Source organism: Gaiella sp., from assembly GCF_035558935.1.
Taxonomy (GTDB): Bacteria; Actinomycetota; Thermoleophilia; order Gaiellales; family Gaiellaceae; genus Gaiella.
In genome coordinates, this window is sequence record NZ_DATMBZ010000116.1 from 1 (window position 1) to 21,983 (window position 21,983).

At 72.0% G+C, this 21,983-nt stretch carries 27 protein-coding genes; 18 read left to right on the plus strand and 9 right to left on the minus strand.

What is annotated here, in order from left to right; all coding sequences use genetic code 11:
• Positions 1-18 precede the first annotated feature (18 nt).
• The 8 genes from VNM44_RS11300 to VNM44_RS11335 all read left to right on the plus strand — a co-directional run bounded on the left by VNM44_RS11300 (position 19) and on the right by VNM44_RS11335 (position 7,242).
• The gene (locus VNM44_RS11300; RefSeq protein WP_325625983.1) at positions 19-267 is read left to right on the plus strand and encodes a CopG family transcriptional regulator; all 249 of its coding nucleotides are present in this window, start codon (positions 19-21) and stop codon (positions 265-267) included.
• Positions 264-716: a type II toxin-antitoxin system VapC family toxin gene (locus tag VNM44_RS11305; RefSeq protein WP_325626017.1), complete on the plus strand. Its 453-nt coding sequence runs from the start codon at positions 264-266 to the stop codon at positions 714-716. Before VNM44_RS11300 ends, VNM44_RS11305 begins: the two co-directional genes overlap by 4 nt.
• Positions 713-3,520, plus strand: coding sequence for an aconitate hydratase (locus VNM44_RS11310; protein ID WP_325625984.1), 2,808 nt, complete (start codon positions 713-715; stop codon positions 3,518-3,520). Before VNM44_RS11305 ends, VNM44_RS11310 begins: the two co-directional genes overlap by 4 nt.
• A gap of 61 nt (positions 3,521-3,581) precedes the next feature.
• Positions 3,582-4,055 (plus strand): flavin reductase family protein, encoded by a 474-nt coding sequence (locus VNM44_RS11315; protein WP_325625985.1) that lies wholly within the window; start codon positions 3,582-3,584, stop codon positions 4,053-4,055.
• Between the two features lie 63 nt (positions 4,056-4,118).
• Positions 4,119-5,459, plus strand: a complete 1,341-nt coding sequence (locus VNM44_RS11320; protein WP_325625986.1) for a cytosine permease — start codon at positions 4,119-4,121, stop codon at positions 5,457-5,459.
• Positions 5,456-6,268: a carbohydrate kinase family protein gene (locus VNM44_RS11325; RefSeq protein ID WP_325625987.1), complete on the plus strand. Its 813-nt coding sequence runs from the start codon at positions 5,456-5,458 to the stop codon at positions 6,266-6,268. The genes VNM44_RS11320 and VNM44_RS11325 overlap by 4 nt, the downstream gene beginning before the upstream one ends.
• Positions 6,265-6,660, plus strand: a complete 396-nt coding sequence (locus tag VNM44_RS11330) for a hypothetical protein (protein ID WP_325625988.1) — start codon at positions 6,265-6,267, stop codon at positions 6,658-6,660. The genes VNM44_RS11325 and VNM44_RS11330 overlap by 4 nt, the downstream gene beginning before the upstream one ends.
• 42 nt (positions 6,661-6,702) lie before the next feature.
• Positions 6,703-7,242 (plus strand): YidB family protein, encoded by a 540-nt coding sequence (locus tag VNM44_RS11335; RefSeq protein WP_325625989.1) that lies wholly within the window; start codon positions 6,703-6,705, stop codon positions 7,240-7,242.
• Here VNM44_RS11335 and VNM44_RS11340 read toward each other — a convergent pair.
• On the minus strand, positions 7,239-8,072 hold the full coding sequence (locus tag VNM44_RS11340) for a PhzF family phenazine biosynthesis protein (RefSeq protein ID WP_325625990.1): 834 nt from the start codon (positions 8,070-8,072) through the stop codon (positions 7,239-7,241). The two genes, VNM44_RS11335 and VNM44_RS11340, sit on opposite strands and share 4 nt — an antisense overlap.
• Before the next feature lie 100 nt (positions 8,073-8,172).
• Between VNM44_RS11340 and VNM44_RS11345 the strand changes: the two genes are divergently transcribed.
• From VNM44_RS11345 to VNM44_RS11360, 4 genes are read left to right on the plus strand one after another with little or no spacing between them, the layout of a single operon-like run.
• Entirely contained in the window at positions 8,173-8,568 is a 396-nt protein-coding gene (locus VNM44_RS11345) for a SixA phosphatase family protein (protein WP_325625991.1), read from the plus strand.
• Positions 8,565-9,422: an ABC transporter ATP-binding protein gene (locus VNM44_RS11350; protein ID WP_325625992.1), complete on the plus strand. Its 858-nt coding sequence runs from the start codon at positions 8,565-8,567 to the stop codon at positions 9,420-9,422. Before VNM44_RS11345 ends, VNM44_RS11350 begins: the two co-directional genes overlap by 4 nt.
• Complete coding sequence (locus tag VNM44_RS11355) at positions 9,419-10,234, plus strand: ABC transporter permease (protein ID WP_325625993.1); 816 nt, start codon at positions 9,419-9,421, stop codon at positions 10,232-10,234. Before VNM44_RS11350 ends, VNM44_RS11355 begins: the two co-directional genes overlap by 4 nt.
• A 1-nt stretch (position 10,235) precedes the next feature.
• Positions 10,236-11,615, plus strand: a complete 1,380-nt coding sequence (locus tag VNM44_RS11360; protein ID WP_325625994.1) for an FAD-binding oxidoreductase — start codon at positions 10,236-10,238, stop codon at positions 11,613-11,615.
• On the opposite strand, the gene VNM44_RS11365 is transcribed toward VNM44_RS11360, so the two are convergent.
• Positions 11,612-12,511, minus strand: coding sequence for a DMT family transporter (locus VNM44_RS11365; protein WP_325625995.1), 900 nt, complete (start codon positions 12,509-12,511; stop codon positions 11,612-11,614). The genes VNM44_RS11360 and VNM44_RS11365 overlap by 4 nt on opposite strands.
• 75 nt (positions 12,512-12,586) lie before the next feature.
• Between VNM44_RS11365 and VNM44_RS11370 the strand changes: the two genes are divergently transcribed.
• On the plus strand, positions 12,587-12,799 hold the full coding sequence (locus tag VNM44_RS11370; protein WP_325625996.1) for a hypothetical protein: 213 nt from the start codon (positions 12,587-12,589) through the stop codon (positions 12,797-12,799).
• A 19-nt stretch (positions 12,800-12,818) separates the two neighbouring features.
• Positions 12,819-13,097 (plus strand): GlsB/YeaQ/YmgE family stress response membrane protein, encoded by a 279-nt coding sequence (locus VNM44_RS11375; protein WP_325625997.1) that lies wholly within the window; start codon positions 12,819-12,821, stop codon positions 13,095-13,097.
• A gap of 72 nt (positions 13,098-13,169) precedes the next feature.
• Here the strand turns inward: VNM44_RS11375 and VNM44_RS11380 are convergent, their stop codons facing one another.
• Positions 13,170-13,661, minus strand: a complete 492-nt coding sequence (locus VNM44_RS11380) for a hypothetical protein (protein WP_325625998.1) — start codon at positions 13,659-13,661, stop codon at positions 13,170-13,172.
• A 58-nt stretch (positions 13,662-13,719) separates the two neighbouring features.
• Entirely contained in the window at positions 13,720-14,154 is a 435-nt protein-coding gene (locus VNM44_RS11385; protein ID WP_325625999.1) for a cyclic nucleotide-binding domain-containing protein, read from the minus strand.
• Positions 14,155-14,204: 50 nt separating this feature from the next.
• Between VNM44_RS11385 and VNM44_RS11390 the strand changes: the two genes are divergently transcribed.
• Entirely contained in the window at positions 14,205-14,996 is a 792-nt protein-coding gene (locus VNM44_RS11390) for an alpha/beta fold hydrolase (RefSeq protein ID WP_325626000.1), read from the plus strand.
• A gap of 36 nt (positions 14,997-15,032) precedes the next feature.
• On the opposite strand, the gene VNM44_RS11395 is transcribed toward VNM44_RS11390, so the two are convergent.
• The 5 genes from VNM44_RS11395 to VNM44_RS11415 form a co-directional block, all read right to left on the minus strand.
• A complete protein-coding gene (locus VNM44_RS11395; protein WP_325626001.1) occupies positions 15,033-15,932 on the minus strand; it encodes an XdhC family protein in 900 nt (299 codons plus the stop codon).
• Positions 15,929-18,277, minus strand: a complete 2,349-nt coding sequence (locus tag VNM44_RS11400; RefSeq protein ID WP_325626002.1) for an aerobic carbon-monoxide dehydrogenase large subunit — start codon at positions 18,275-18,277, stop codon at positions 15,929-15,931. The genes VNM44_RS11395 and VNM44_RS11400 overlap by 4 nt, the downstream gene beginning before the upstream one ends.
• A complete protein-coding gene (locus VNM44_RS11405) occupies positions 18,277-18,780 on the minus strand; it encodes a (2Fe-2S)-binding protein (RefSeq protein ID WP_325626003.1) in 504 nt (167 codons plus the stop codon). Before VNM44_RS11405 ends, VNM44_RS11400 begins: the two co-directional genes overlap by 1 nt.
• A gap of 5 nt (positions 18,781-18,785) precedes the next feature.
• Positions 18,786-19,658 carry a xanthine dehydrogenase family protein subunit M gene (locus VNM44_RS11410; RefSeq protein WP_325626004.1) on the minus strand — a complete coding sequence of 291 codons (873 nt, stop codon included), beginning with the start codon at positions 19,656-19,658 and terminating at the stop codon, positions 18,786-18,788.
• Positions 19,659-19,734: 76 nt separating this feature from the next.
• The gene (locus tag VNM44_RS11415; RefSeq protein ID WP_325626005.1) at positions 19,735-20,697 is read right to left on the minus strand and encodes a DMT family transporter; all 963 of its coding nucleotides are present in this window, start codon (positions 20,695-20,697) and stop codon (positions 19,735-19,737) included.
• Positions 20,698-20,793: 96 nt separating this feature from the next.
• Here VNM44_RS11415 and VNM44_RS11420 point away from each other — a divergent pair, with 96 nt between their 5' ends.
• The 3 genes from VNM44_RS11420 (at position 20,794) to VNM44_RS11430 (ending at position 21,968) form a co-directional block, all read left to right on the plus strand.
• Positions 20,794-20,985, plus strand: a complete 192-nt coding sequence (locus VNM44_RS11420) for a ribbon-helix-helix protein, CopG family (protein ID WP_414652972.1) — start codon at positions 20,794-20,796, stop codon at positions 20,983-20,985.
• Positions 20,982-21,368, plus strand: coding sequence for a type II toxin-antitoxin system death-on-curing family toxin (locus VNM44_RS11425; protein ID WP_325626007.1), 387 nt, complete (start codon positions 20,982-20,984; stop codon positions 21,366-21,368). The genes VNM44_RS11420 and VNM44_RS11425 overlap by 4 nt, the downstream gene beginning before the upstream one ends.
• A 156-nt stretch (positions 21,369-21,524) precedes the next feature.
• Positions 21,525-21,968: a hypothetical protein gene (locus VNM44_RS11430; RefSeq protein WP_325626008.1), complete on the plus strand. Its 444-nt coding sequence runs from the start codon at positions 21,525-21,527 to the stop codon at positions 21,966-21,968.
• The last annotated feature ends 15 nt before the right edge of the window (positions 21,969-21,983 follow it).

A 21,983-nucleotide genomic window follows, 5' to 3' on the forward strand; every position in this document is an offset into this window, starting at 1 on the left:
TGATGTATACTGCAATGTATGCGTCGCAAGCAGATCTACCTCGACGACGCGAGCGAGCGGGCGCTCAAGCGGCTCGCGGCACGCACCGGCCGGTCGGAGGCCTTCCACATCCGCGAGGCGCTGCAGCGCTACCTCGCGAGCGGCGGCGACTCGGGCGACGATCCGCTCGAGCGGCTGATCGGCCTCGTCGCGGACGAGGGCGGTCCCGACGACGTCGCGGAGGAGCACGACCACTACCTCTACGGCGCGCCCAAGGAGCGGGTCTGAGGGTCGTCTACGCCGACTCGGGAGCGTTCATCGCGCTTCTCTGGCGGCGTGACCGCGCGCACGCGCGCGTCCGGGACCACTACACGTCGCTGCGCGATGCGGGCGACGTCCTTCTCACCTCCGACCTCGTCGTCTCGGAGACCGCGACGCGGCTCCGCTTCGACGCGGGCCTCGACGCAGCGCTCGCATTCCGGAGCCTGCTCGAGGAGGCCGTCCAGGCCGGGCGGTTGATCGTTCGCCACGCCGACGCCGAGCTCGACGCGCGTGCCTGGGACCTGATGGAGCGCCACCCGGGGCTCAGCCTCTCGTTCACCGACTGCGTCGGCGCCGTGACCGCCACCGAAGGCCGCGCGGCGGCCGTCTTCGGGCTCGACAACGACTTCCGCGCCCTCGGCTTCCCGCTCGAGCCCGGCGCGCCACTCACACCGAACCGACAGGAGGAGCAATGACCCATCCCGATACCTTCGGCGCCCGCTCGGCCCTCTCTGTCGGCGACGCCAGCCACGAGATCTTCCGCCTCGACGCGCTGCAGTCGCGCTACGACGTCGCGCGGCTCCCGTACACGCTGCGGATCCTGCTCGAGAACGTCCTGCGCCGGGAGGACGGCGACACCGTCCGGGCGGCGGACGTCGAGGCGATCGCGCGCTGGGACGCGACCGCAGAGCCCTCGAGCGAGGTGACCTTTGCCCCCGCCCGCGTGCTGCTGCAGGACTTCACGGGCGTCCCCGCCGTCGTCGACCTCGCGGCGATGCGCGACGCGATGTCGGCGCTCGGCGGCGACCCGAGCGCGATCGACCCGCTGATTCCCGCCGAGCTCGTGATCGACCACTCGGTGCAGGTCGACGACTTCGCGAGCCGCCTCGCGATCCGCCGGAACGCGGAGCTCGAGTTCGAGCGGAACCGTGAGCGCTACGCCTTCCTGCGCTGGGGGCAGGGCGCGTTCGACGCGCTCAAGGTCGTGCCGCCGAACACCGGCATCTGCCACCAGGTGAACCTCGAGTTCCTCGCGCGCGTCGTCGAGACCCGCGATGGGCGGGCGTTCCCCGACACGCTCGTCGGGACCGACTCGCACACGACGATGGTCAACGGGCTCGGGGTGCTCGGCTGGGGCGTCGGCGGCATCGAGGCGGAGGCCGCGATGCTCGGCGAGTCGATCTCGATGCTGGTGCCCCAGGTCGTCGGCTTCCGACTCCACGGGCAGCTGCCCGAGGGCGCGACCGCGACCGACCTCGTGCTCACGGTCACGGAGATCCTGCGCCGGACGGGCGTGGTCGGGAAGTTCGTCGAGTACTTCGGCGAGGGCCTCGCGGGCCTGCCGCTCGCCGACCGCGCGACGATCGGGAACATGTCGCCCGAGTACGGCGCGACGTGCGGCTTCTTCCCCGTCGACGACGAGACGCTGCGCTACCTGCGTCTCACCGGCCGCAGCGACGAGCGGGTCGCCCTCGTCGAGAGGTACTGCAAGGAGAACATGCTCTGGCACGACCCGTCGGAGCCGGCGACGTACACGCAGGTGGTCGAGCTCGACCTATCGACCGTCGAGCCCTCGCTCGCGGGGCCGCGCCGGCCGCAGGACAGGATTCCGCTGACGCAGGCGAAGACAATGTTCCTCGGGGCGCTGGAGACCTTCGGCGTCGCATACGGCGACGGCGTGGACGAGGCGGTGGTGGAGTCCTTCCCCGCGAGCGATTCCCCCGCGCACGCCGATCCGGGCGCCTCCGAGCCGTCGACCGGTCAGGGGGTCTCGCCCGCCCCGGTCGCCCTCGCCCCGACCTGGACGGCGGGTGTCCCCTGCGAGCTCGACGGCGAGGTCGTCCACCTCTCCCACGGCGCTGTCGTGATCGCCGCGATCACGTCGTGCACGAATACATCGAACCCGTCGGTGATGGTGGCGGCGGGACTGCTGGCGAAGAAGGCGGTCGAGCTGGGGCTCGACCGGCGGCCGTGGGTCAAGTCGAGCCTCGCGCCGGGGTCGAAGGTCGTGAGCGAGTACTTCGACCGCGCCGGCCTCACGCCCTACCTCGAGGCGCTCGGCTTCCACACCGTCGGCTACGGCTGTACGACCTGCATCGGCAACTCCGGCCCGCTGCCCGAGCCGGTCTCGGCGGCGATCGCCGAAGGTGATCTCGTCGCCTGCGCCGTGCTCTCGGGGAACCGGAACTTCGAGGCGCGCATCCATCCCGAGGTGAAGGCGAACTACCTCGCGAGCCCGCCGCTCGTCGTCGCCTACGCGCTCGCCGGGCGCATGGATCTCGACCTCACGACCGAGCCGCTCGGCCACACGGCGAACGGCGAGCCGGTGTTCCTCTCCGACGTGTGGCCCACACCGCGGGAGGTGCGCGAGACGGTCGAGGGCGCGATCGGGCGCGAGATGTTCGAGAAGACCTACGCGGACGTCTACACGGGCGACCCCGAATGGCGCGAGCTGGAGATTCCCTCCGGGGATCTCTATGCCTGGAACGACGGGTCCACCTACGTTCGGCGCCCTCCGTACTTCGACGGGATGTCGCTGGACCCAGGCTCCGTGGACGACGTCCACGACGCTCGCTGCCTCGTCTCGCTCGGCGACTCCGTGACGACCGACCACATCTCGCCCGCCGGCGCGATCCGGCCGGACGGGCCCGCCGGCCGCTACCTGATCGATCACGGCGTCGAGCGCAAGGACTTCAACTCGTACGGCTCGCGGCGCGGCAACCACGAGGTGATGGTGCGCGGCACCTTCGCGAACGTCCGCCTGCGGAACCTGCTCGTGCCGGAGTCCGAGGGCACGTGGACGGTGCACCTTCCATCGGGTGACGAGACGACGATCTTCGATGCCGCGGAGCGGTACCTCGCCGAGGGCGTGCCGACGATCGTCCTCGCCGGCAAGGAGTACGGCTCGGGCTCGTCGCGCGACTGGGCGGCCAAGGGGCCGAACCTCCTCGGCGTGAAGGCGGTGATCGCGGAGAGCTACGAGCGGATCCACCGCTCGAACCTCCTGATGATGGGCGTCCTCCCGCTGCAGTTCCTCGAGGGGGAGAGCCGGGAGTCGCTCGGGCTCACGGGGCGGGAGCTCTTCTCGGTGACGGGTGTCGAGGACGGGGAGGCGCGCGAGGTGACGGTGCGCGCGGACGGCAAGGAGTTCCGCGCGATCCTGCGACTCGACACCCCGCGCGAGCGCGAGTACCTCCGCCAAGGCGGGATCCTCCCCTACGTGCTGCGGAAGCTGGAGGCGTCGGGGGCCGGGGGGTCTGTCCCCGTAGTGGGAGACTGACCCCGCGAGCGCCACGGGGGACAGGCACCCTCGGTGCCAGTCCCCTTGGGATCATGCGCACATGGCAGACGCCGACGAGCTCCGCGCTCTTCTCGGCCGCTTCCCGGCCGGGGTTGCCGTCGTCACGGTCGATGCCGGCGGGCAGCGGCTCGGGCTGACCGTCGGCTCGCTCGTCGGGCTCTCGCTCGACCCGCCCCTCGTGGGCTTCTCGGTCTCCCGACAGGCCGCGCTGCACGAGCTCCTCCGCGGGGCCGGCGGGTGTGCCATCTCGCTCCTCGCGGCGGGACAGGACTGGCTCGCGGAGCACTTCGCGCGCGGCGTGCCACCGATCGGGATGTGGCACGGCGTGGCGACGGAGCCGGGCGCGAGAGGGGCACCGCTCCTCGTCGGCGCGCTCGGCTGGCTCGAGTGCGCCGTCCGCGACGAGGTCGCCGTGGGGACGCACACGCTCTTCGTCTGCGAGGTGGAGCGGGTCGAGCACGGGGTGGACGCCCCGGCGCTGGTGCGCGTGCGGGGACGGTTCGCAAGCGCCTGACGCGCGCCGTCTCGTGTCCGACTCGAAGTCGGACACCGGACGCCGACGGTACCCTCGCCGGTCGTGAGCGAGCGCGAGACGTCCTGGGGCATCGAGCCGGTTCCCGAGCGCCTGCGGGTGCTGGGCGGGCTCGACCTCGGGCTGCTCTGGGGCAACCTCGGCGTCTCGCTGCTCGTGATCGTCGCCGGCGCGATCCTCGTCCCGGCGCTCTCGCTTCCGGCGGCGCTCGTCGCGATCCTCGTCGGCTGCCTGATCGGGAACCTGATGCTCGCGGTCGCGGGCGCGATCGGCGCGCAGGCGCGCGTTCCCGCGATGGTGCTGATGCGAGCGCCGCTCGGCGAGCGCGGCTCGTACCTGCCCACGACGGTCAACGTCGTCCAATGCCTCGGCTGGACCGTGTTCGAGCTCCTCGTGATCGCCACCGCGGCGGCCGCGCTCTCCGACGAGCTGTTCGGCTTCGAGGCTCGCTCGGCGTGGACGCTCGTCTTCGGCGCCGCGGCGCTCGCGATGGGACTCCTCGGGCCGATCGGAGTGGTACGCACCGTCATCCGCCGCGTCGCGGTCTGGGTCGTCCCGCTCGCGGTCGGCTACCTCGGCTGGTGGGCGCTCACCGGAGGCGGCCTGGAGGACGCGTGGAACAGGCCCGGGGAAGGCGGCCTCTCGACGTGGCAGGGGATCGACATCGTCGTCGGCGTCACGGTGTCGTGGATCCCGCTCGCGGCCGACTACACGCGCTTCGCGCGCTCGCCGCGCGGCGCGTTCTGGGGAACGGGGATCGGCTACTTCGTCCCCGACGCGCTGCTGCTCGGGCTCGGGGCGGTCGTGCTTCTGACACGCGACATCGCCGACGCCTCCGCGCTGCCTGCGGCCGTCGCGGCGGGCGGCCTCGTCGCGCTCCTCGTGCTGCTGGCCCTGACCGTTGCAGAGACGGACGAGGCGTTCGCCAACGCCTACTCGGGCGCCGTCTCCCTGCAGAACCTCTTCCCGCAGGTGCCGCAGCGGCTCCTGATCGTCGCGACGACGACGCTCGGAACGATCGGCGCGCTCGTCCTCGAGCTGACGAGCTTCCAGTCGTTCCTTTTCCTGCTCGGCTCGTGCTTCGTGCCGCTGTTCGCCGTGCTGCTCGCCGACTGGCTGGCGGCCGGCCGTCGCTACGAGCGCGAGGACGTCTTCGCCGCACCGTCGGTCCGGGCCGGCGCGATCGCCGCGTGGCTCGCAGGGTTCGTCGCCTACCAGTGGCTCTCGCCGACCGGGCCTGCATGGTGGGTCGACCAGGTCCAGCGGCTCGATCCGCCCGCCTGGGGAATCGGCGCCACGCTGCCGAGCTTCGCCGTCTCGTTCGCGCTGGCGCTCGTCGTCGCGGCCGCCGGCCGCCGGGTCGGAGCCCGTCCCGCGCGCGCATGAGCTCGCTGGCGCTGATCGGGAACCTGACCGTCGACCGCATCGCCGGGGACGCGCCGCGGGCGGGTGGCGGCGTCTTCCACGCGGCGCGGGCAGCGGCGCAGGTCGGGGCGGACGCCGCCGTCGCGACACGCTGCGCCCCGGCTGACCGGGAGACCGCGCTCGCGGCGCTCGAGGCAACCGGCATCCCGGTGACGTCGGGCGACGCGCGCGAGACGACGGCGTTCAGCTTCCACTACGAGGGCGATCACCGCGTGATGACGGTCGACGCGGTCGGCGACACATGGACCGTCGACGACGTCGAGGGGTGGGCTGCGCCGACGCTGCACGACGCTCGCTGGGTGCTCGTCGCCGGTCTGCTCAGATCCCATTTCCCGACCGACACCCTCGCGGCTCTCCGCCGCGGCGGACGCCACCTCGCGCTCGACGGGCAGGGACTCGTCCGCGTCGCGAGCCGGGGGCCGCTCGAGCGCGACGCCGACGTCGATCGTCGAGTCTTCGAGCACCTCACGGTGCTCAAGGTGAACGAGGACGAAGCCCAGATCCTCGCGGGCGGCCTCGAACCGGAGAGGCTCCGCTCGCTGGGCGTGCCCGAGGTCCTGCTGACGCTCGGCTCGAAGGGCGCGCTCGTCGTGACCGGGGACGAGGCCGTGCCCATCGCTCCCCATCCCGTTCACGGGGCGGCCGACCCGACCGGGGCCGGCGACGCCTTCACGCTCGTCTACCTCGACGCACGCCAACGGGGCGTCACTCCGGTCCCCGCCGCGGAGCGGGCGTCCCGCGCCGTGGCCGACCTCATCTCGAGCCGATGACGAATGTGCTCGTCGAGTGCGCGATCGGCACGGTCGAGGTCGATCTCGACGAGGACGAAGTCGTCGATGACGATGCGGCGCCCGCGGCGCCCGCCAGCCCGCCGGCGGTCGAGCTGCCACTCCTCGTCGCAGCGGCGGCACACGGCTCCACGGTGATCGCGGTGGTCGACCGCAGGCCGCCGCTCGTCGTCTCGAACGACGGCGGCCTGACGTGGCGGGAGGCCGGCTCCGGGCTCGGGCCGGGTGTCGCGGTCGCGATCTCCCCCGACCACCCCGACGTCATCGTCTACGCGACGAGCGAGCGCCTCCACGTCTCGCGCGACGGCGGCAGGTTCTGGACGGCGCTCACGGTCGAGCTCCCGGAGATCACCTCGGTCGGTTTCGCGACCTAGGTCGGTGTGGAACGATCAGGCATCCACGACGAGGAGGCGGCGATGAGCGGGCTCGATGACATCCTGGGCAACCTGACGAAGAGCGGCGGCAAGTCGAGCGGCGGGCTGGACGACCTGCTCGGCGGGCTGCTCGGCGGGTCCGGCGGTGGCGGCGGCGGCGGCCTCCAGGACGTCCTCGGCGGATTGCTCGGCGGCGGCTCGGCCGGCGGAGGCATCGGAACGAAGGCAGGCGGCATGAACATGGGCGCGCTCGCGGCCGCGCTGGCCCCGCTCGTGCTGAAGCTCCTGAAGGGCGGAGGCCTTCAGAAGCTGATGCAGAACGCGCAGGCGAACGGGCTCACCTCGGAGGCCGACTCGTGGGTCGGCACGGGCGAGAACCAGCAGGTCAGCGCCGACCAGATGAAGAGCGTCGTCGGGCACGACGCCGTGCAGCAGGTCGCCGAGCAGGCGGGGATCTCGGAGGACGAGGCGGCCGGAGTGCTCGCGCACGTCGTGCCGCAGGTCGTCAACGGGCTGACTCCGAACGGGCAGCTGCCGTCGAACGACGACCTCGACCAGCTCGCCGCGAAGTTCGGGGGCTAGAGGCGCAGCTCGCCACGGGCGACGACGACCGCAGAGCCGCCGACCTCGACCGCGTCGACGAGGCCGTCGCCGCCCTCGGCGCGCGCGTGGAGTGACGAGGGGCGGCCCATCTCGACGCCCTGAGCGATCACGATCTCCTCGCCCCAGGCGATCAGCCCGTGCCGGGCGAGATGGCACGCGATGGGGCCGGCCGCCGAGCCCGTGGCCGGGTCCTCGCCGTTCGCCCAGAACATGCGGCTCCGCCACCCGCCGTCGACCGAGGCGACGCAGTTCACCCCGGTGACGCCGAGCTCCGCGATCGCCTCCCGATCGGGACGAAGCGTCGCGAGCGCGTGCCCCTCGAGCGTCAGGATGACGTGCCGCGCGCCGTTGTCGTAGAGCTCGACCGGCTGGAGCGACCGCGCCGCGCCGACGGCGGCGAGCACGCGTTCGGGATCCTCGACCGGCTCGATTCGCGGCACAGGCTGGGTCATCCGGCCGAAGACGATCCGCCCCGAGTCGTCGCGCTCGAGCAGGACGGGAACGATGCCGACGCCCGTCTCGAGCGCGATCACGCCGAGCTGCAACGGTGCGCCGAGCACGAAGGCGGTGCCGAGCGTCGGATGCCCGGCGAATGGCATCTCGGCCCGCGGGTTGAAGATCCGGATGCGGGCCGTCCCACCGCTCTCCGGCGGGAGGACGAAGACCGTCTCCGAGAAGCCGATCTCGAGCGCGATCGCCTGCATGGTCTCGGCCTCGATGCCGCGCCCGTCCGTGAAGACGGCGAGCTGGTTGCCCGTGAGGGGGACGTCCGTGAAGACGTCGGCGAAGACGTAGCGATAGGTCGGCATCGACCGGTTATAGCGGGGCAGGTGCGAAGGAAGGCGGGCGAGGCCGAAGCCGCGCCCGGGATGCGACTGCCTACGCCCAGGCGCGACTATCCTCGGCTCTGTGCGCGTCTACCTCTGCCGACACGCCAAGGCCGCGCCCGGCGAGCCGGACGAGCTGCGCGAGCTGACCGGCAAGGGCCGCCGCCAGGCAGAAGAGCTCGCCGAGCGGCTCGCCGCCGCCGCCGAGCCTCCGGTCCTCGTTCTCACGAGCCCGCTCGTCCGCGCCCGGCAGACGGCCGAGGCGATCGCCGACGCGACCGGAGCGTCGTTGCAGGTCGACCGCCGGCTCGCGCCCGGTGCCACGCTCGCCGGCCTCCGCGAGGCGGTTGCGGACGAGAAGGGGCCGGTCGCGACGGTCGGGCACCAGCCGGACTGCTCGGAGATCGCCCTCGCCGCGACGGGCGCCGACCCCGGGTTCTCGCCCGGGGCGATGGCCGAGCTCGAGCTCCACGCGTGAGCTCCGCGGCGGCGATCAGCGTCCGCGGGCTGCGCAAGGCCTACGACGGCCGCGAGGCGGTCCGGGGGATCGACTTCGACGTCCTCGCCGGTGAGGTCTTCGGCCTGCTCGGGCCGAACGGCGCGGGCAAGACCACCACCGTGGAGATCCTCGAGGGCTACCGCGAGCGGGACGGGGGCGACGTCCGGGTGCTCGGGGTCGACCCCTGGGGCAGCGACCGGCGACATCGCGAGAGGATCGGCGTCGTCCTGCAGCAGTCGGAGCTGCCCCCGTCGCTCTCCGTCCGCGAGGTGCACCTCATGTTCGCGGGCTACTACGCCGAGCCGCGTGACGTCGACGAGGTGATCGAGCTCGTCGGCCTCGCGGAGAAGGCAAGCGAGCGCGTCAAGACGCTCTCCGGCGGACAGAAGCGCCGGCTCGACCTCGGGATCGCCCTCGTGGGCGACCCGGAGCTCGTGTTCCTCGACGAGCCGACGACGGGGTTCGACCCGGCCGCGCGGCGCACGGCCTGGGAGCTCGTCCGCTCGCTCCGCTCACTCGGCAAGACGATCCTCCTGACGACCCACTACCTCGACGAGGCGCAGCAGCTCGCCGACCGCGTGGCTGTGATCCGGGAGGGGAGCCTCGTCCGGATCGGGACGCCCGCGGAGCTGATCGGCGCGGCGCCGCAGGTCGAGATCCGCTACCGCGACGACGGCCGCGAAGTCGTCGTCGCGACGGCCGAGCCCACGCGCGTGCTGGCAGACCTCACGGCGCGCGCCGTCGCCGAAGGGCGAGAGCTCGAGGGACTCGAGGTTCGGCGTCCGACGCTCGAGGACGTCTACCTCGAGCTCGTCGACGGAGACGAGTCGTGAGGGCCGAGGCCGACACCGCTGCTCCACGGCGGGCCCCCGCACGGGAGGAGGGCACCACGCGGTCGCTCGCACTGTTCCTCCACGAGCTGCGGATGCAGCAGCTCATGTTCTGGCGGAACCGCGAGTCGGCCGTGTTCGTCTTCATCTTCCCGCCGATGCTCTTCCTCCTGCTCGGCGCCGTGTACGACGGGACGATCGACGGCGTCCCCGCGGCCGACCGGCTGCTCGTCGGGATGATCGGCTACGGCTGCGCGAACACCGCCTTTGGCGGTCTCGCGATCACGATGGTGATCCGGCGCGAGGGTGGCATCCTCAAGCGTCTCCGCGCGACACCGCTGCCGGCCGCGACCTACCTCGCGGCCGTCCTCGTGTCGACGCTCTTCGTCTTCGTGCTCCAGATGCTCGTCACGGTGCTGCTCGGGATCTTTCTGTACGACGCGCGCGGGGCCGAGAGCTGGCCGGCGGTGATCCCCGTCGTGCTGCTCGGCGGCGTCGCGTTCGCCGGCCTCGGTTTCGGGGCAGCCTCCCTGATCCGCTCCGCAGAGGGCTCCTCGGCGGTCATCAACCTCGTGATCCTGCCGATGGCGTTTCTCTCCGGGTCTTTCGGGCCGACGCGAAGCTACCCCGAGGTGCTGCAGAAGATCGCGGACGTGCTTCCGCTGACCTACCTGATCGACCTTCTCCAGGCCGCCTATCTCCACGGGCGAGGGCTGACGCACGACCTCACGGCAGTCGGCGTGCTTCTCGCCTGGGGGATCGCGGGGTACGTCGTCGCCGCAAAGCGGTTCGGCTGGCAGCCGCGCGAGCGCTGACGTGACGTCCGAGGAGCTGCGCGAGGCGCTCGCCGTCGCCGTGGGCGACCGAAGCCGCGTGTCCGACGGGGACTCCGAGCGCGACCTGCACGCGAGCGACATCTCCTTCCACCGGCCCGCGCGACCCGACGTCGTCGTCTACGCGACCTCGACGGGAGACGTCTCCGCGGTCCTCGCCCTCGCCGACGGCCTCGGCATCCCCGTGACGCCGTTCGGCGCCGGCTCGAGCCTGGAGGGCCACGTGATCCCCGTCGCCGGCGGCATCTCGCTCGACCTCAGCCGGATGGACCGGATTCTCGACCTCTCGCCGGCCGACCTGACGGCGACGGTGCAGCCGGGGGTCCCGCGAAGCGCGCTCGAACGCGCGGCCGCAGAACACGGCCTGTTCTTTCCCGTCGACCCCGGCGCCGACGCGACGCTCGGCGGGATGGCGGCGACGAACGCGGCAGGGACCACGACGGTGCGCTTCGGGAAGATGCGCGCGAACGTCCTGGCTCTCGAGGCGGTCCTTGCGGACGGGCGCGTCGTCCGTACGGGCAGCCGCGCACCGAAGACGTCCGCCGGCTACGACCTCCTCGGTCTCTTCGTCGGCTCGGAGGGCACGCTCGGCGTGATCACCGAGCTGACACTTCGTCTCCAGGGCATACCCGAGGAGTCGGTCGTCCTCCGCCTTTCGTTCCCTGACCTCGAGTCGGCGTGCCGTGCGGCCGCCACGATCGTCGCGGGCGGGGCCGGCGTGACGCGAGCGGAGCTGCTCGACGCGTGGACGATCGCGTCGATCAACTCCTACTCCGGCACCGATCTCCCGGCCGGGCCGTCGCTCTTCGTCGAGGCGTCCGGGAGCGAGGGCGCCGTCGCGTCGGACCTCGACCTCGTCCGCGAGATCGCCGCGTCAGAGGGCGCGACCGACGTCGTCGCCGAGCGCGACCCGACGGCGCGGGCGAGGCTCTGGGCCGCCCGCCATGCCTCCGCGTACGCCTCTGGCGCCGCCGTGCCGGGGAAGAAGCACCGCCCGACCGACATCTGCGTTCCGCTCTCCGAGCTTGCAGGCGCCGTCGCCTTCGCGCGTGAGCAGGTCGATCGCCGAGGCCTCGTCGCCGGCATCGTGGGCCACGCGGGAGACGGGAACGTCCACCTCTCGCTGCACGTCGACCCCGACGATCCCGAGGAGCTGCGGGCGTCGGACGAGCTGGTCGACGCGCTCGTCGAGGACGCGCTCGCCCGTGGTGGGACGAGCACCGGAGAGCACGGAATCGGGCTCGGCAAGATCCACGCCCTGGAGCGCGAGCACGGCGACCTGCTGCCGCTGATGCACGGCATCAAGGAGCTGTTCGATCCGAACGGGATCATGAACCCGGGCAAGGTGCTGGCACGCCCCTAGACATGCGCTTCGCTCGCGGCACCGCGGCCGGCGGGCATGGGCGCTACTGCCTGCACGACGACGGCCGCGACGACAATCGCGCCGCCGACGAGCGTCGCCGACGACGGGCGCTCGCCGTACGCGAGCCAGACCCAGAGCGGCCCGAGCACGACCTCGAGCAACGAGATCAGCGCGACCTGGGCCGGGGGGATCAGTCGCGCGCCGATCGTCAGGAAGGCGAGGCCGAGGCCCATCTGCCCGACGCCGAGCGCGGCGAGGATCGCCCAGTCGCTCCCGCTCACCGAGCCGAGGGTGACGAACGGCGCGCACACGACCACGACGAGCACCTGCGAAGCGCACGTCGCGGGCATCATCGAGACGTCCCGCCGGTGCCGCGCGATCACGATCACCACCGCGAAGGACGCCGTCATCAGCAACGGAAGGCCGACGGCCGCGATCCCGGCGTCGAGCGAGCCGGCCGCCATCACCGCGACCCCCGCGCCGGCCAGGAGAAGCGCCGCCCACGTGCGCCCGTCGACCGGCTCGGAGATCAGCACCCAGCCCAGCAGCGCCGCCATCATCGGCGCGGCCGCCTGCATGAAGAGCACGTTCGCGACGGACGTGTGGTTCAGCGCGAGCAGGAACGCTCCCGAGGAGATCGCGAGGAACACCGTCATCGCGAGGCCCGACCTGCCCATCCCGAGGAACGCGCGCATGGTCCCTCGACGCTCCATGGCCAGCACGAGGGCGAGGAGGGCGAGCGCGGCGAAGAAGGCCCGTCCGGCGACCTGGGTGACCGCGGACGCGTCGAGGCCGCGCTGCCCCAGGCCCGCCGTCGACCACGCGACTGCGGCGAGGAGGATCGCGAGCCGGCCCTCTCGGGCCCGGCGCCGCTCCGGGCCCGCGCTCGCCTGCATGGTCGTCAGTCAACCACGGCGGCCATGACGGCCGGATCGGTTTCCGCTCGGCACGCCGCGGGTACCCCGGCCGACATGAAGGTGTTCACGAAACGGAACGCACTGCTCGGGGCGCTCGTCGCCTGGGTGTCCCGGAAGCGGATCGAGCGCAAGCTGAACAGGTTGGCCGGGCGGGCGCCGAGACGGCGTCGGCTGCTGATCGGCGCGGGCGCGCTGAGCGGACTCGCCCTCGCTGTCGGCGCAGTCGCGGCCCGGCGGAGCTCTCCCGCCGGCACGCAGGCCGCCTGACCGCCACCAAGGAGACGACATGGGGATCATCGGCTGGATCGTGCTCGGCCTGGTGGCCGGGATCATCGCGAAGAGGATCTTCCCGGGCGGCGAGGGGCTGGGAATCGTGATGACGGCGCTGCTCGGCATCGGCGGCGCCCTTCTCGGCGGCCTCGTCGCGTCACTGCTCGGCCTGGGCGACCCGATCGACGAGTTCTGGGACTTCAGCACGTGGGTGGCGGCGATTCTCGGCGCGGTCGCGATCCTCTGGCTCGCGTCGGCGCTCGAGGGCCGCGGCGGGCGGCGGCGACTCGTCTGAGACTCGAACGACCTGCGTGGGGCCTGCGTAGCTGCCGGCCTCGCGCGCGTCTTCGCGTCGCGCGTCGCGGCGTCAGCGGCGTGGAACGGCCGCCAGGCCGGTGCCGACGCCGACGAGGACGGCACCGAGGCCGACCGTCAGCTCGGCGAGGCGTTGAGCGAGATATGCCTGCATGAGCGCCGTCTGAAGCGTCGTCGACTGGAGCCAGAGAGCCTGTGCCGGGTTCTGGACCGGCTTCCCGGTGACCGGATCCAGCGCGGCGAGCTTCCGTTCCGGCGTCGGGCGACCCTCGGCGTCGACGTAGCTCGGGGTGTCGCCGTACGTCGTCCCTCCCGTCGAGGAGAGCGTCGCGTCGCGGATCACCTCCGCGAGCGAGCGCGCCGCGCCCGCGTCGACGACCGGAGCGCTCGGCGGCTTCGAGCCCGGTGTCGAGACAATCCGCTCGCGCTCGAGGCCGCGGCGCACGTCCCGGCGCGCCCAGAGCCCGAGCCCGACCAGCCCGAAGCCCGCCGCGAGCGTCGAGACCCCGGCAGCCCTCGTCGTGCACGCTCCGCCGCACGCCATCCGCCGCAGTGCAGACCACGGCGTGGGACGCCGCATCGGGGAAATCACGGATCCGACGTCAGCCGAGAGCGAGCGCCGCACGGGCGCGCCGTTCGCGCTCGCCGGCCAGCAGGTCGGCGAGATGCTGGAGCAGCTTCCACGCGACGTCGGGGTTGTCCCTCGCGAACTTGCGGAAGTCCCAGAAGGCGATCACGTGGCAGCGCAGGCGCGTGACGGCGGTCACCGTGGCGGTGCGTGCCGCCTCGCTGATCAATGCGAGCTCGCCGAAATGGTCGCCGGGACCGATCCGAGCGACCTCCTCGCCGTCGACGCTCACCGAGCCCTCGCCCTCGGCGACGATGAAGAAGCAGACCCCGCTCATCGTGCCCTCCTCGACGACCGTCACCCCGGGCCGGAACTGACGCTCCTTCGCCAGGCGGGCGAGCTGACGCAGCTGCCGCTGGCTGAGCCCCGAGAAGAGCCGGACCCCACGGAGCTCGTCGACGACCGACATCGCGGCGATCATATCCCGGCTCGGCTTGCCGAGACCCGTACCGTCCACGCGTGACGTTCACTCCCGCTCACCGCGGCGGCTCCGGTACGCCTCTTGTCGCGATCCACGGGTTCACCGACACGTGGCGCACGTGGGAGCTCGTGCTGCCGGCTCTCGAGCGGCGCCACGACGTGCTCGCGCCGACGCTGCCCGGCCATGCGGGCGGCCCTCGGCTCGACGGCGAGGTGACCGTCGACCTGCTGCCGAGTGCGGTCGAACGCGCGATGGACGAGGCGGGCTTCGAGACGGCGCACCTCGTGGGCAACTCGCTCGGTGGGTTCGTGGCGCTCCAGCTCGCCGCCCGCGGACGGGCACGGTCTGTCGTGGCGCTCGCGCCCGCGGGCGGCTGGGCGCACGGCGATCCGTCGCTCGCCGAGACGCTCGGCTTCTTCGCGACGATGCACGATCAGGTCCGCAAGGCTGCTCCGCACGCCGAGGCGATCGCCTCGTCACCGGGAGGGCGACGCAGCGCGACCGCCTACCTGACGACGCATTACGAGCACATCCCCGCCGGCCTGATCGCCCACCTGATCGCCGGCGCGGCAGCCTGCGACGCGCTCCCGATGATCGACCGCGCGCTCAGCGACGGCTACCCGCTCGAGGCGGAGCGGATCACCTGTCCGGTGCGGATCGTCTGGGGCACGGCCGACCGGATCCTCCCCTTCCCCCGAGCCGCCATCCGCTACCGCGAGCAGCTCCTCCCACAGGCCGACTGGGTCGAGCTCGAAGGCGTCGGCCACGCACCGCAGCTCGACGTCCCGCTCGAGACGGCGGAGCTGATCCTCGGCTTCGCCGGGAGCTGAGAGGGGCGTCCGACGCGAAGTCGGACACCAACCGGCTCACGCCGAGGCGAGGTACTTCTCGGGGTTCCGCGTGAAGCGCCCGCGGCAGCCCGGGCAACAGAAGAAATACGTCGCGCCCTCGTGCTCGGCGCTCGGCGTGTCGCCGGACACGGCGACGGTCATCCCGCACACCGGATCGACCGCCTCGACGGGGAGGTCGCCGAGCGGCCCGCGATCGTGGCGCCACGCGACGAGCTCGGCGAGCACCGCGACCGCGATCTCCTGCTGGGTGAGCGGCCCGAGGTCGAGCCCGGCCGGGCTCCGGACGCGGGCCAGCGTCTCCTCGTCGAGGCCGCGCTCGCGGAGCGCCGCGAGCTCGACGCCCGCCCGCCTGGAGCTCGCGACGAGCCCGACGTACCCCGCCGGGGTCGCCAGGGCCGCGTCGAGCGCCTCCGCGTCGCCGCGGCCCATCGTGGCGACGACGACCGCCTCGGCTCCTGCGCCCAGGTCGGTCGTCACCCCCCACCCGACCGCGATCGCCAGGTCACGCAGGGTGACGGCCGCGGGGCTCTCGCCGACCACGGCGAGGAGCGGCTGCGGCAGCTGCGGCTCGATCAGCACCTCGACCGTTCCCTCCGACGCGCAGGAGCTCTCGGCCACGACGACGCCCTCCTCTCCGCTCGAGCTTCCCGGAGGGCAGATGCGGAGCAGCCGGGTCGTCCCCTCGGCGAGCGCGCGCAGCGCCTCGCGAACGACCGCGGGTTCCGAGCAGGCGCCCCCGACCCAGCCGACGAGCTTTCCCTCCGGGGTGACGATGCCACGGTCGCCGATCCGCGCCGAGGCCGGCCGCCGCACGGAGGACACGGTCGCGAGGACGAACGGCTGCCCCTCGGCGGCCAGCCGGCCCGCCTCGACGAGCACCGCCCCGCGGTCGAGCCTGGGCGAGGGATCCGTCACTCGGCGATCCCCGCCTCGTTCATCGCCGCCCACACCTTGTCCGGCGTCAGCGGCATGTCGATGTTCTTCACACCGGCGTGCCAGAGCGCGTCGATCACGGCGTTGACGTACGCGGCGGGCGACCCGACCGTCGGCGACTCGCCCACGCCCTTCGCGCCGAGTGGATGGTGCGGCGATGGCGTCGAGAGCTCGCCGATCTCGAACTCGGGGGTCTCCCATGCGGTCGGGATCAGGTAGTCCGTGAAGTTGGAGCCGATGCAGTTGCCGTCCTCGTCGAAGTCGATCAGTTGCATCGCCGCGATCGCGTAGCCCTCCGTGAGCCCGCCCATGATCTGCCCCTCGACGATCATCGGGTTGATCCGGACGCCGCAGTCGTCGACCGCGACCACCCTGAGCGGCTTCCACTGGCCTGTCCCCCGGTCGACCTCGACCACGACGGCGTAGGTCCCGAAGGGGAACGTCATGTTCGGCGGGTCGTAGTAGGTGACGCCCTCGAGGCCCGCCTCCATGCCCTCCGGGAGGTTCGTGTACGCGGCGAACGCCACGTCCTGGATCGTCTTCGCGCTCTCGGGCGAGCCCTTGACGAAGAACCGTCCGGCCTCGAACTCGATGTCGTCCGCCGACGCCTCGAGCAGGTGCGCCGCGATCTCGCGGGCCTTCTCGCGCAGCTTCCGCGAGATCACGGTCGTCGCCGCGCCGGCGACCGGGGTCGAGCGGCTCGCATAGGTGCCGAGGCCGTAGGGCGTGTTGTCGGTGTCCCCCTCCTGCACTTCGACGTCCTCGTAAGGGATCCCGAGCTCCTCCGCGACGATCTGCGCGAACGTCGTCTCGTGGCCCTGACCCTGCGCCTTGACGCCGAGCTTCAGGATCGCCTTTCCCGTCGGGTGCACCCGCAGCTCGGCGGAGTCGAACATGCGCAGGCCGGCGATGTCGTACTCCTTGCCGTGCCCTGCGCCGACCACCTCGGTGAAGGACGAGATCCCGATCCCGAGCAGGCGGCCCTCCTTCCGGGCCTCCTCCTGCTCGCGGCGCAGGTCCTCGTAGCCCAGCTTCTCGAGGGCGATGCGCATTGCCTCGGGGTAGTTGCCCGAGTCGTAGACGAACCCCGTGGCCGAGTGGTACGGGAACTGCTCCGGCTGGATGAAGTTGTCGAGCCGGAACTGCGTCGCGTCGACGTCGAGCTCGTGGGCCGCGTTGTCGACGAGCCGCTCGATCAGGTACGACGCCTCGGTGACGCGGAACGAGCAGCGGTACGCGACGCCTCCCGGCGCCTTGTTCGTGTACCAGCCGTCCGCGACGACGTGCGCCGCCGGGATGTCGTACGACCCCGTGACGATGTGGAACAGGCCCGCGCGGAACTTCGACGGCTGCGCGTCCGCGTAGAACGCGCCCTGGTCGGAGAGGAGCGTCGCCCGCAGGCCGGTCATCTTCCCGTCCTTGACCGCGAGCTCCCCGCGCATGTGGTAGTCCCGGGCGAACCCCGTCGAGATGAGGTTCCCGGTGCGGTCCTCGACCCACTTCACGGGCCGTCCGATCAAGAGCGAGGCCGCGGTCGCGACGACGTAGCCCGGGTAGATCGGCACCTTGTTGCCGAACCCGCCACCGAGGTCGGGGCTGATGATCCGGATGTTCTGCTCGGGTAGGCCCGCGACGATCGCGAAGAGCGTCCGATGCGCGTGCGGCGCCTGCGAGGTGAGGTAGATCGTCGCCTTGCCGGTGGCCGGGTTGACGTCGGCGATGCAGCCGCAGCACTCGAGCGGCGCCGGGTGACAGCGCGGGTAGAAGGTGTCGAGGGCCACGACGTGGTCGGCCTCCGCGAACGCGCGGTCGGTCGAGTCCTTGTCGCCCGCCTCCCAGTGGTAGACGTGATTGTCCGTCTGCCCTTCCTTCTCGTCCCGGATCAGCGGCGCGCCCTCGGCCGAGGACTGCTGCGGGCTCGTCACGGCGTCGAGCGGCTCGTACTCGACCTCGATCAGCTCGAGCGCGTCCTTCGCGACGTAGGCCGACTCCGCGATCACGCAGGCGACCTCCTGACCCTGGTAGCGCACCTTGTCGGTGACGAGCACGGCCTGCGTGTCGCCCGACAGCGTCGGCATCCACGCGAGGTTGTGCTGCGCCATCAGCTCGCCGGTGACGACGGCGACGACGCCCGGCAGCGCGGATGCGGCCGTGGTGTCGATGGACTTCAGTCGCGCGTGGGCGTAGGGGCTGCGGAGGATCTCCATGTGCAGCATTCCCGGGAGGGTGATGTCGTCGAAGTACTGGCCCCTGCCCTGGATGAAGCGTGCGTCCTCCTTGCGCTTGACGGAGTGGCCGACGCCCCGGACCTCGTGCGTCGTGGACATCACGCCTCCCTCATGGTCGTCGCCGCGGCCTGAACGGCGTTGACGATGTTCTGGTAGCCGGTGCACCGGCAGATCTGCCCGGAGAGCGCCCAGCGGATCTCCTCGTCCGTGGGGCTCGGGTTCTCCTTCAGGAAGGCGACCGAGGTGAGCATCATCCCCGGCGTGCAGAAGCCGCACTGCAGGCCGTGCTCCTCGTGGAAGGCCTGTTGGATCGGGTGCAGCTGACCGCCTTTCGCGAGGCCCTCGACCGTCGTGATCTCGGCGCCGTGCACCTGGACTGCGAGGACCGTGCAGGACTTGACCGGCGTGCCGTCGACGAGCACGGCGCAGGCGCCGCAGCTCGTCGTGTCGCAGCCGATGTGCGTCCCGGTGAGACCGAGCGTCTGGCGGAGGAAGTGCGCGAGCAGCATCCGCGCCTCGACCTCGGCGGAGCGCGCCTGCCCGTTGACGGTGACCTCGACCGTGTGGAGGCCCGTGGTCGTCGGCGATTCGAGCTGGGTCATGTCGGTCACTCCTCGCCGGCCCGGGCGGCCGAGATCGCAGTGCGAAGGCCGCGCTCGCAGTAGACGCGCACGACGTTCCTCTTGTAGTCCGCGGTGCCGCGGTTGTCGGATTGCGGCTCGGCCGCCTCGGCGGCGAGCCTCGCAGCCGCGGCGATCGCCTCGTCCGTGGGCTCGCTGCCGCGGAGCGCATCCTCGGCGGCGGTCGCGCGAACGTTCGTCGCGCCGACTCCGGTGAGCCCGATCCCGACCTGGCCGACGCTTCCGTTGTCCATGGTCACCTGCACGGCGACCGCGGCCGTTGCGAAGTCGCCGACCTTCCGCTCGAGCTTCAGATAGGCGCCGCCCGTCCGCGGCCCCGGGTCGGGGACGCGAACCTCCGTGATCAGCTCGTCCGGCTGGAGCGTCGTCATGAACGGCCCGAGCGAGAGCTCGTCGACCGCGATCGTCCGCTCCCCGTTCGGGCCGCGAACGACCACGCTCCCGCGCGCAGCGAGCATCGCCGAGCCCCAGTCGCCCTGCGGGTCGGCATGCGCGAGCGAGCCGCAGATCGTCCCCCGGTTCCGGACGAGCGGGTCGGCGACCAGCCGCGCCGTGGCGCCGAGGAGGCCGTAGCGCTTCGTCAGGAGCGGCGAGCGCTCGGCCTCGACATGCCGGACGAGGGCGCCGATCCGAAGCCCTCCATCGGCCTCCTCGATCCCATCGAGGCCGGCGACGCGGTTGACGTCGACCACCGTGTCGACGGACGCGACGCGGAGCTTCAGCACCGGGATGAGGCTCTGCCCGCCCGCCATCACCTTCGCCCCTTCGCGTTCGCCGAGCGCCGCAATCACCTCCTCGACCGACGTGGGTGCGAGGTACTCGAAGCGCGACGGATACACCGGTTCCCTCCTCGGATCGGGGACGCCAGGAACGCTCGGTCCGAGCATACGCGAGCGAACGTCGCTCGGATTCGCCCTACGCGGCTTCGGGGAGTCCGGCCTCCCGGGGAGCCGCTTCCTGCAGCACGCGCCTCTGCGACCTGCGTGCGAGGAGGTTGCTCGCGACGAGCGCGCCGATCGTCAGCCCGGCGCCGAGGAGCTCGACGACGTTCGGCCGGTAGCCGCGCACGATCTCGATCGCGAACGTCGTGACCGGGATCAGGTTGCTGAACAGCACGGCGTTCTGAGGCCCGATCGAGGCGATCGCCGCGTTCCACGTGAGGACGGCGACGAATGCGCCGGGAATCGCGAGATAGAGGATCTGCGGGGAGACCGACCAGAGCTGTTCTGCGGACGGCAGCTCCACGAGGCCGGTCCCGATCGCGACGACCGTGGCGCCGGCGATCGTCAGCCACCCGAGCGACGCCGTCAGTGCCGTGTAGCGGAGTGGCGACAGCTCGCTGAACTCGGCCGCGCCGAGGCTGTAGAGAATGAAGCTGAAGACACCGCCGAGGACGAGAACCTCACCCCACCCGAGCGCCCCGTGGAAGATCGAGCTCGGGTGGCCGGCGCTGACGACGAGCGCGACGCCGAGCAACGCGACGCCGAGCAGGAGGAAGGTCGAACGCGCGGGGCGCCGTCCCGTGCGCCGCCAGAGGACGAGCGCCGTGAGGAGCGGGCCGAGCGCGACGATCAGCGAGGCGGTCTCGGGCCGCGCATGCGCGAGTCCCGTGTAGGCGAGCAGATTGAAGCCGGCGAAGCCGAGGGAGCCGAGCCAGAACAACCGCCAGCCGCGTCCGTCGAGGCGGAGCGAGCGCGGCCCTTCGACCACGACGAGCACCAGCAACCAGAGCGCGGCGGCGAGCGCGTAGCGGATCGTGGACAACGGGAACGCGTTCACGCTCTCGAGCGCCGACTTGCCGACGACGAACTGCCCGCCCCAGACGACGGCCGTCGTCGTCGCGAAGAGCACTCCCAGCGTGGCTGTCCTCGTCCTCACCCGTCTCCTCGGCTCGAAGGCGGCAACAAGGGTGTTCAACGACCTGGCCGTCGCCGGTATTTCGTGGTACCGCGGTGGTACCATACAGTCGTGGCGATGAACCTCCGTCTCACGGACGCCGAGTCCGAGGCGCTTCGCCGCAAGGCGGCGGAGGAGGGACGGTCGATGCAGGAGGTCGCGCGCGCGGCCATTGCGGAGTACGTCAGCGACCGCCCGGCGCGACTCCGTCGAGCCATGGAGCGCGTGCGCACCGAGGACGCGGAGCTGCTCGACCGGCTCTCGCGGTGAGCCGCGGAGAGCTCGACTACCTCTCCGTCGACGACCTGCTCGAGATCGCGGAAGCGATCCTGCCGACCGTCGAGGTCCGTGACGTCGGGCTGCTCGCCGCGGCCGCCGACCGGCCACGAGCTTCCGCGTTCGGAGCCGAGGCCTACCCGTCCTTCGCCGAGAAGGTCGCCGCCGTCCTTCACTCGGTCGCACGCAACCACGCGCTCGTCGACGGCAACAAGCGCCTCGCGTGGTCGGCTGCGCGAGTCTTCTGCCTGCTGAACGGCCGCGACCTCGAGCTCGGCGTCGACGAGGCCGAGGCTATGGTCGTGGGCGCCGCGGCGGGGTCGCTCGACGTCGCGGCTCTCGCGGAGCACGTCGGGCGCCGCCTCACCTCGATCTGAGAGACAGAAGCCGCTTGCGCCGTCAGCGTCTGTCCGAGCGCACCTCGTCGGCGGGGCTTGTGCGATCGGTAGTTGCCCGAGCGAGGCTCCGCGTGCTCCCCGATGAGGGCGGAACATTGACGCGGGATGATCCGTGAGGCAGGAAGGAGGAGTTCGATGGCCGAGAGAAAGGACGCGTCGAGTCGCGTCCGCGTCGCCGCGCTCGCCTTGGTCGCCGGTCTGGCCGCAGGCCCCCTCGGCACGCACGTGTACTGGATGCTCGGGGGCACCTGGGGACTCCATCAGTCGACGTCGATCGGTATCCGCGTCGTGGCCGCCGCCGTTGTCGTACTGCTCGTCGTCGCGGTGCTGGTCGTCCTGGCACGGGTCGGCTTCTGGCAGCAGGAGTTCGTCTCCGAGCGGCTGATTCGGCTGTTTGCCTGGGCGCTCGCGGGGGCTTTCCTCCTCGAGACGCTGGCCGCGTTCACCTGGAGCAGGGGCGAGCCCGAGTGGTGGCTGTATGGGCCTGTCTCGCTCGTCATCGCAGCGCTGGCCGTCGTCGTCGCCGGCTCGGGCGGGGCCTGGCACATCCACCGGCCGCGGCGAACGCTTCTGCACTAGAGGAGCATCGTGGCG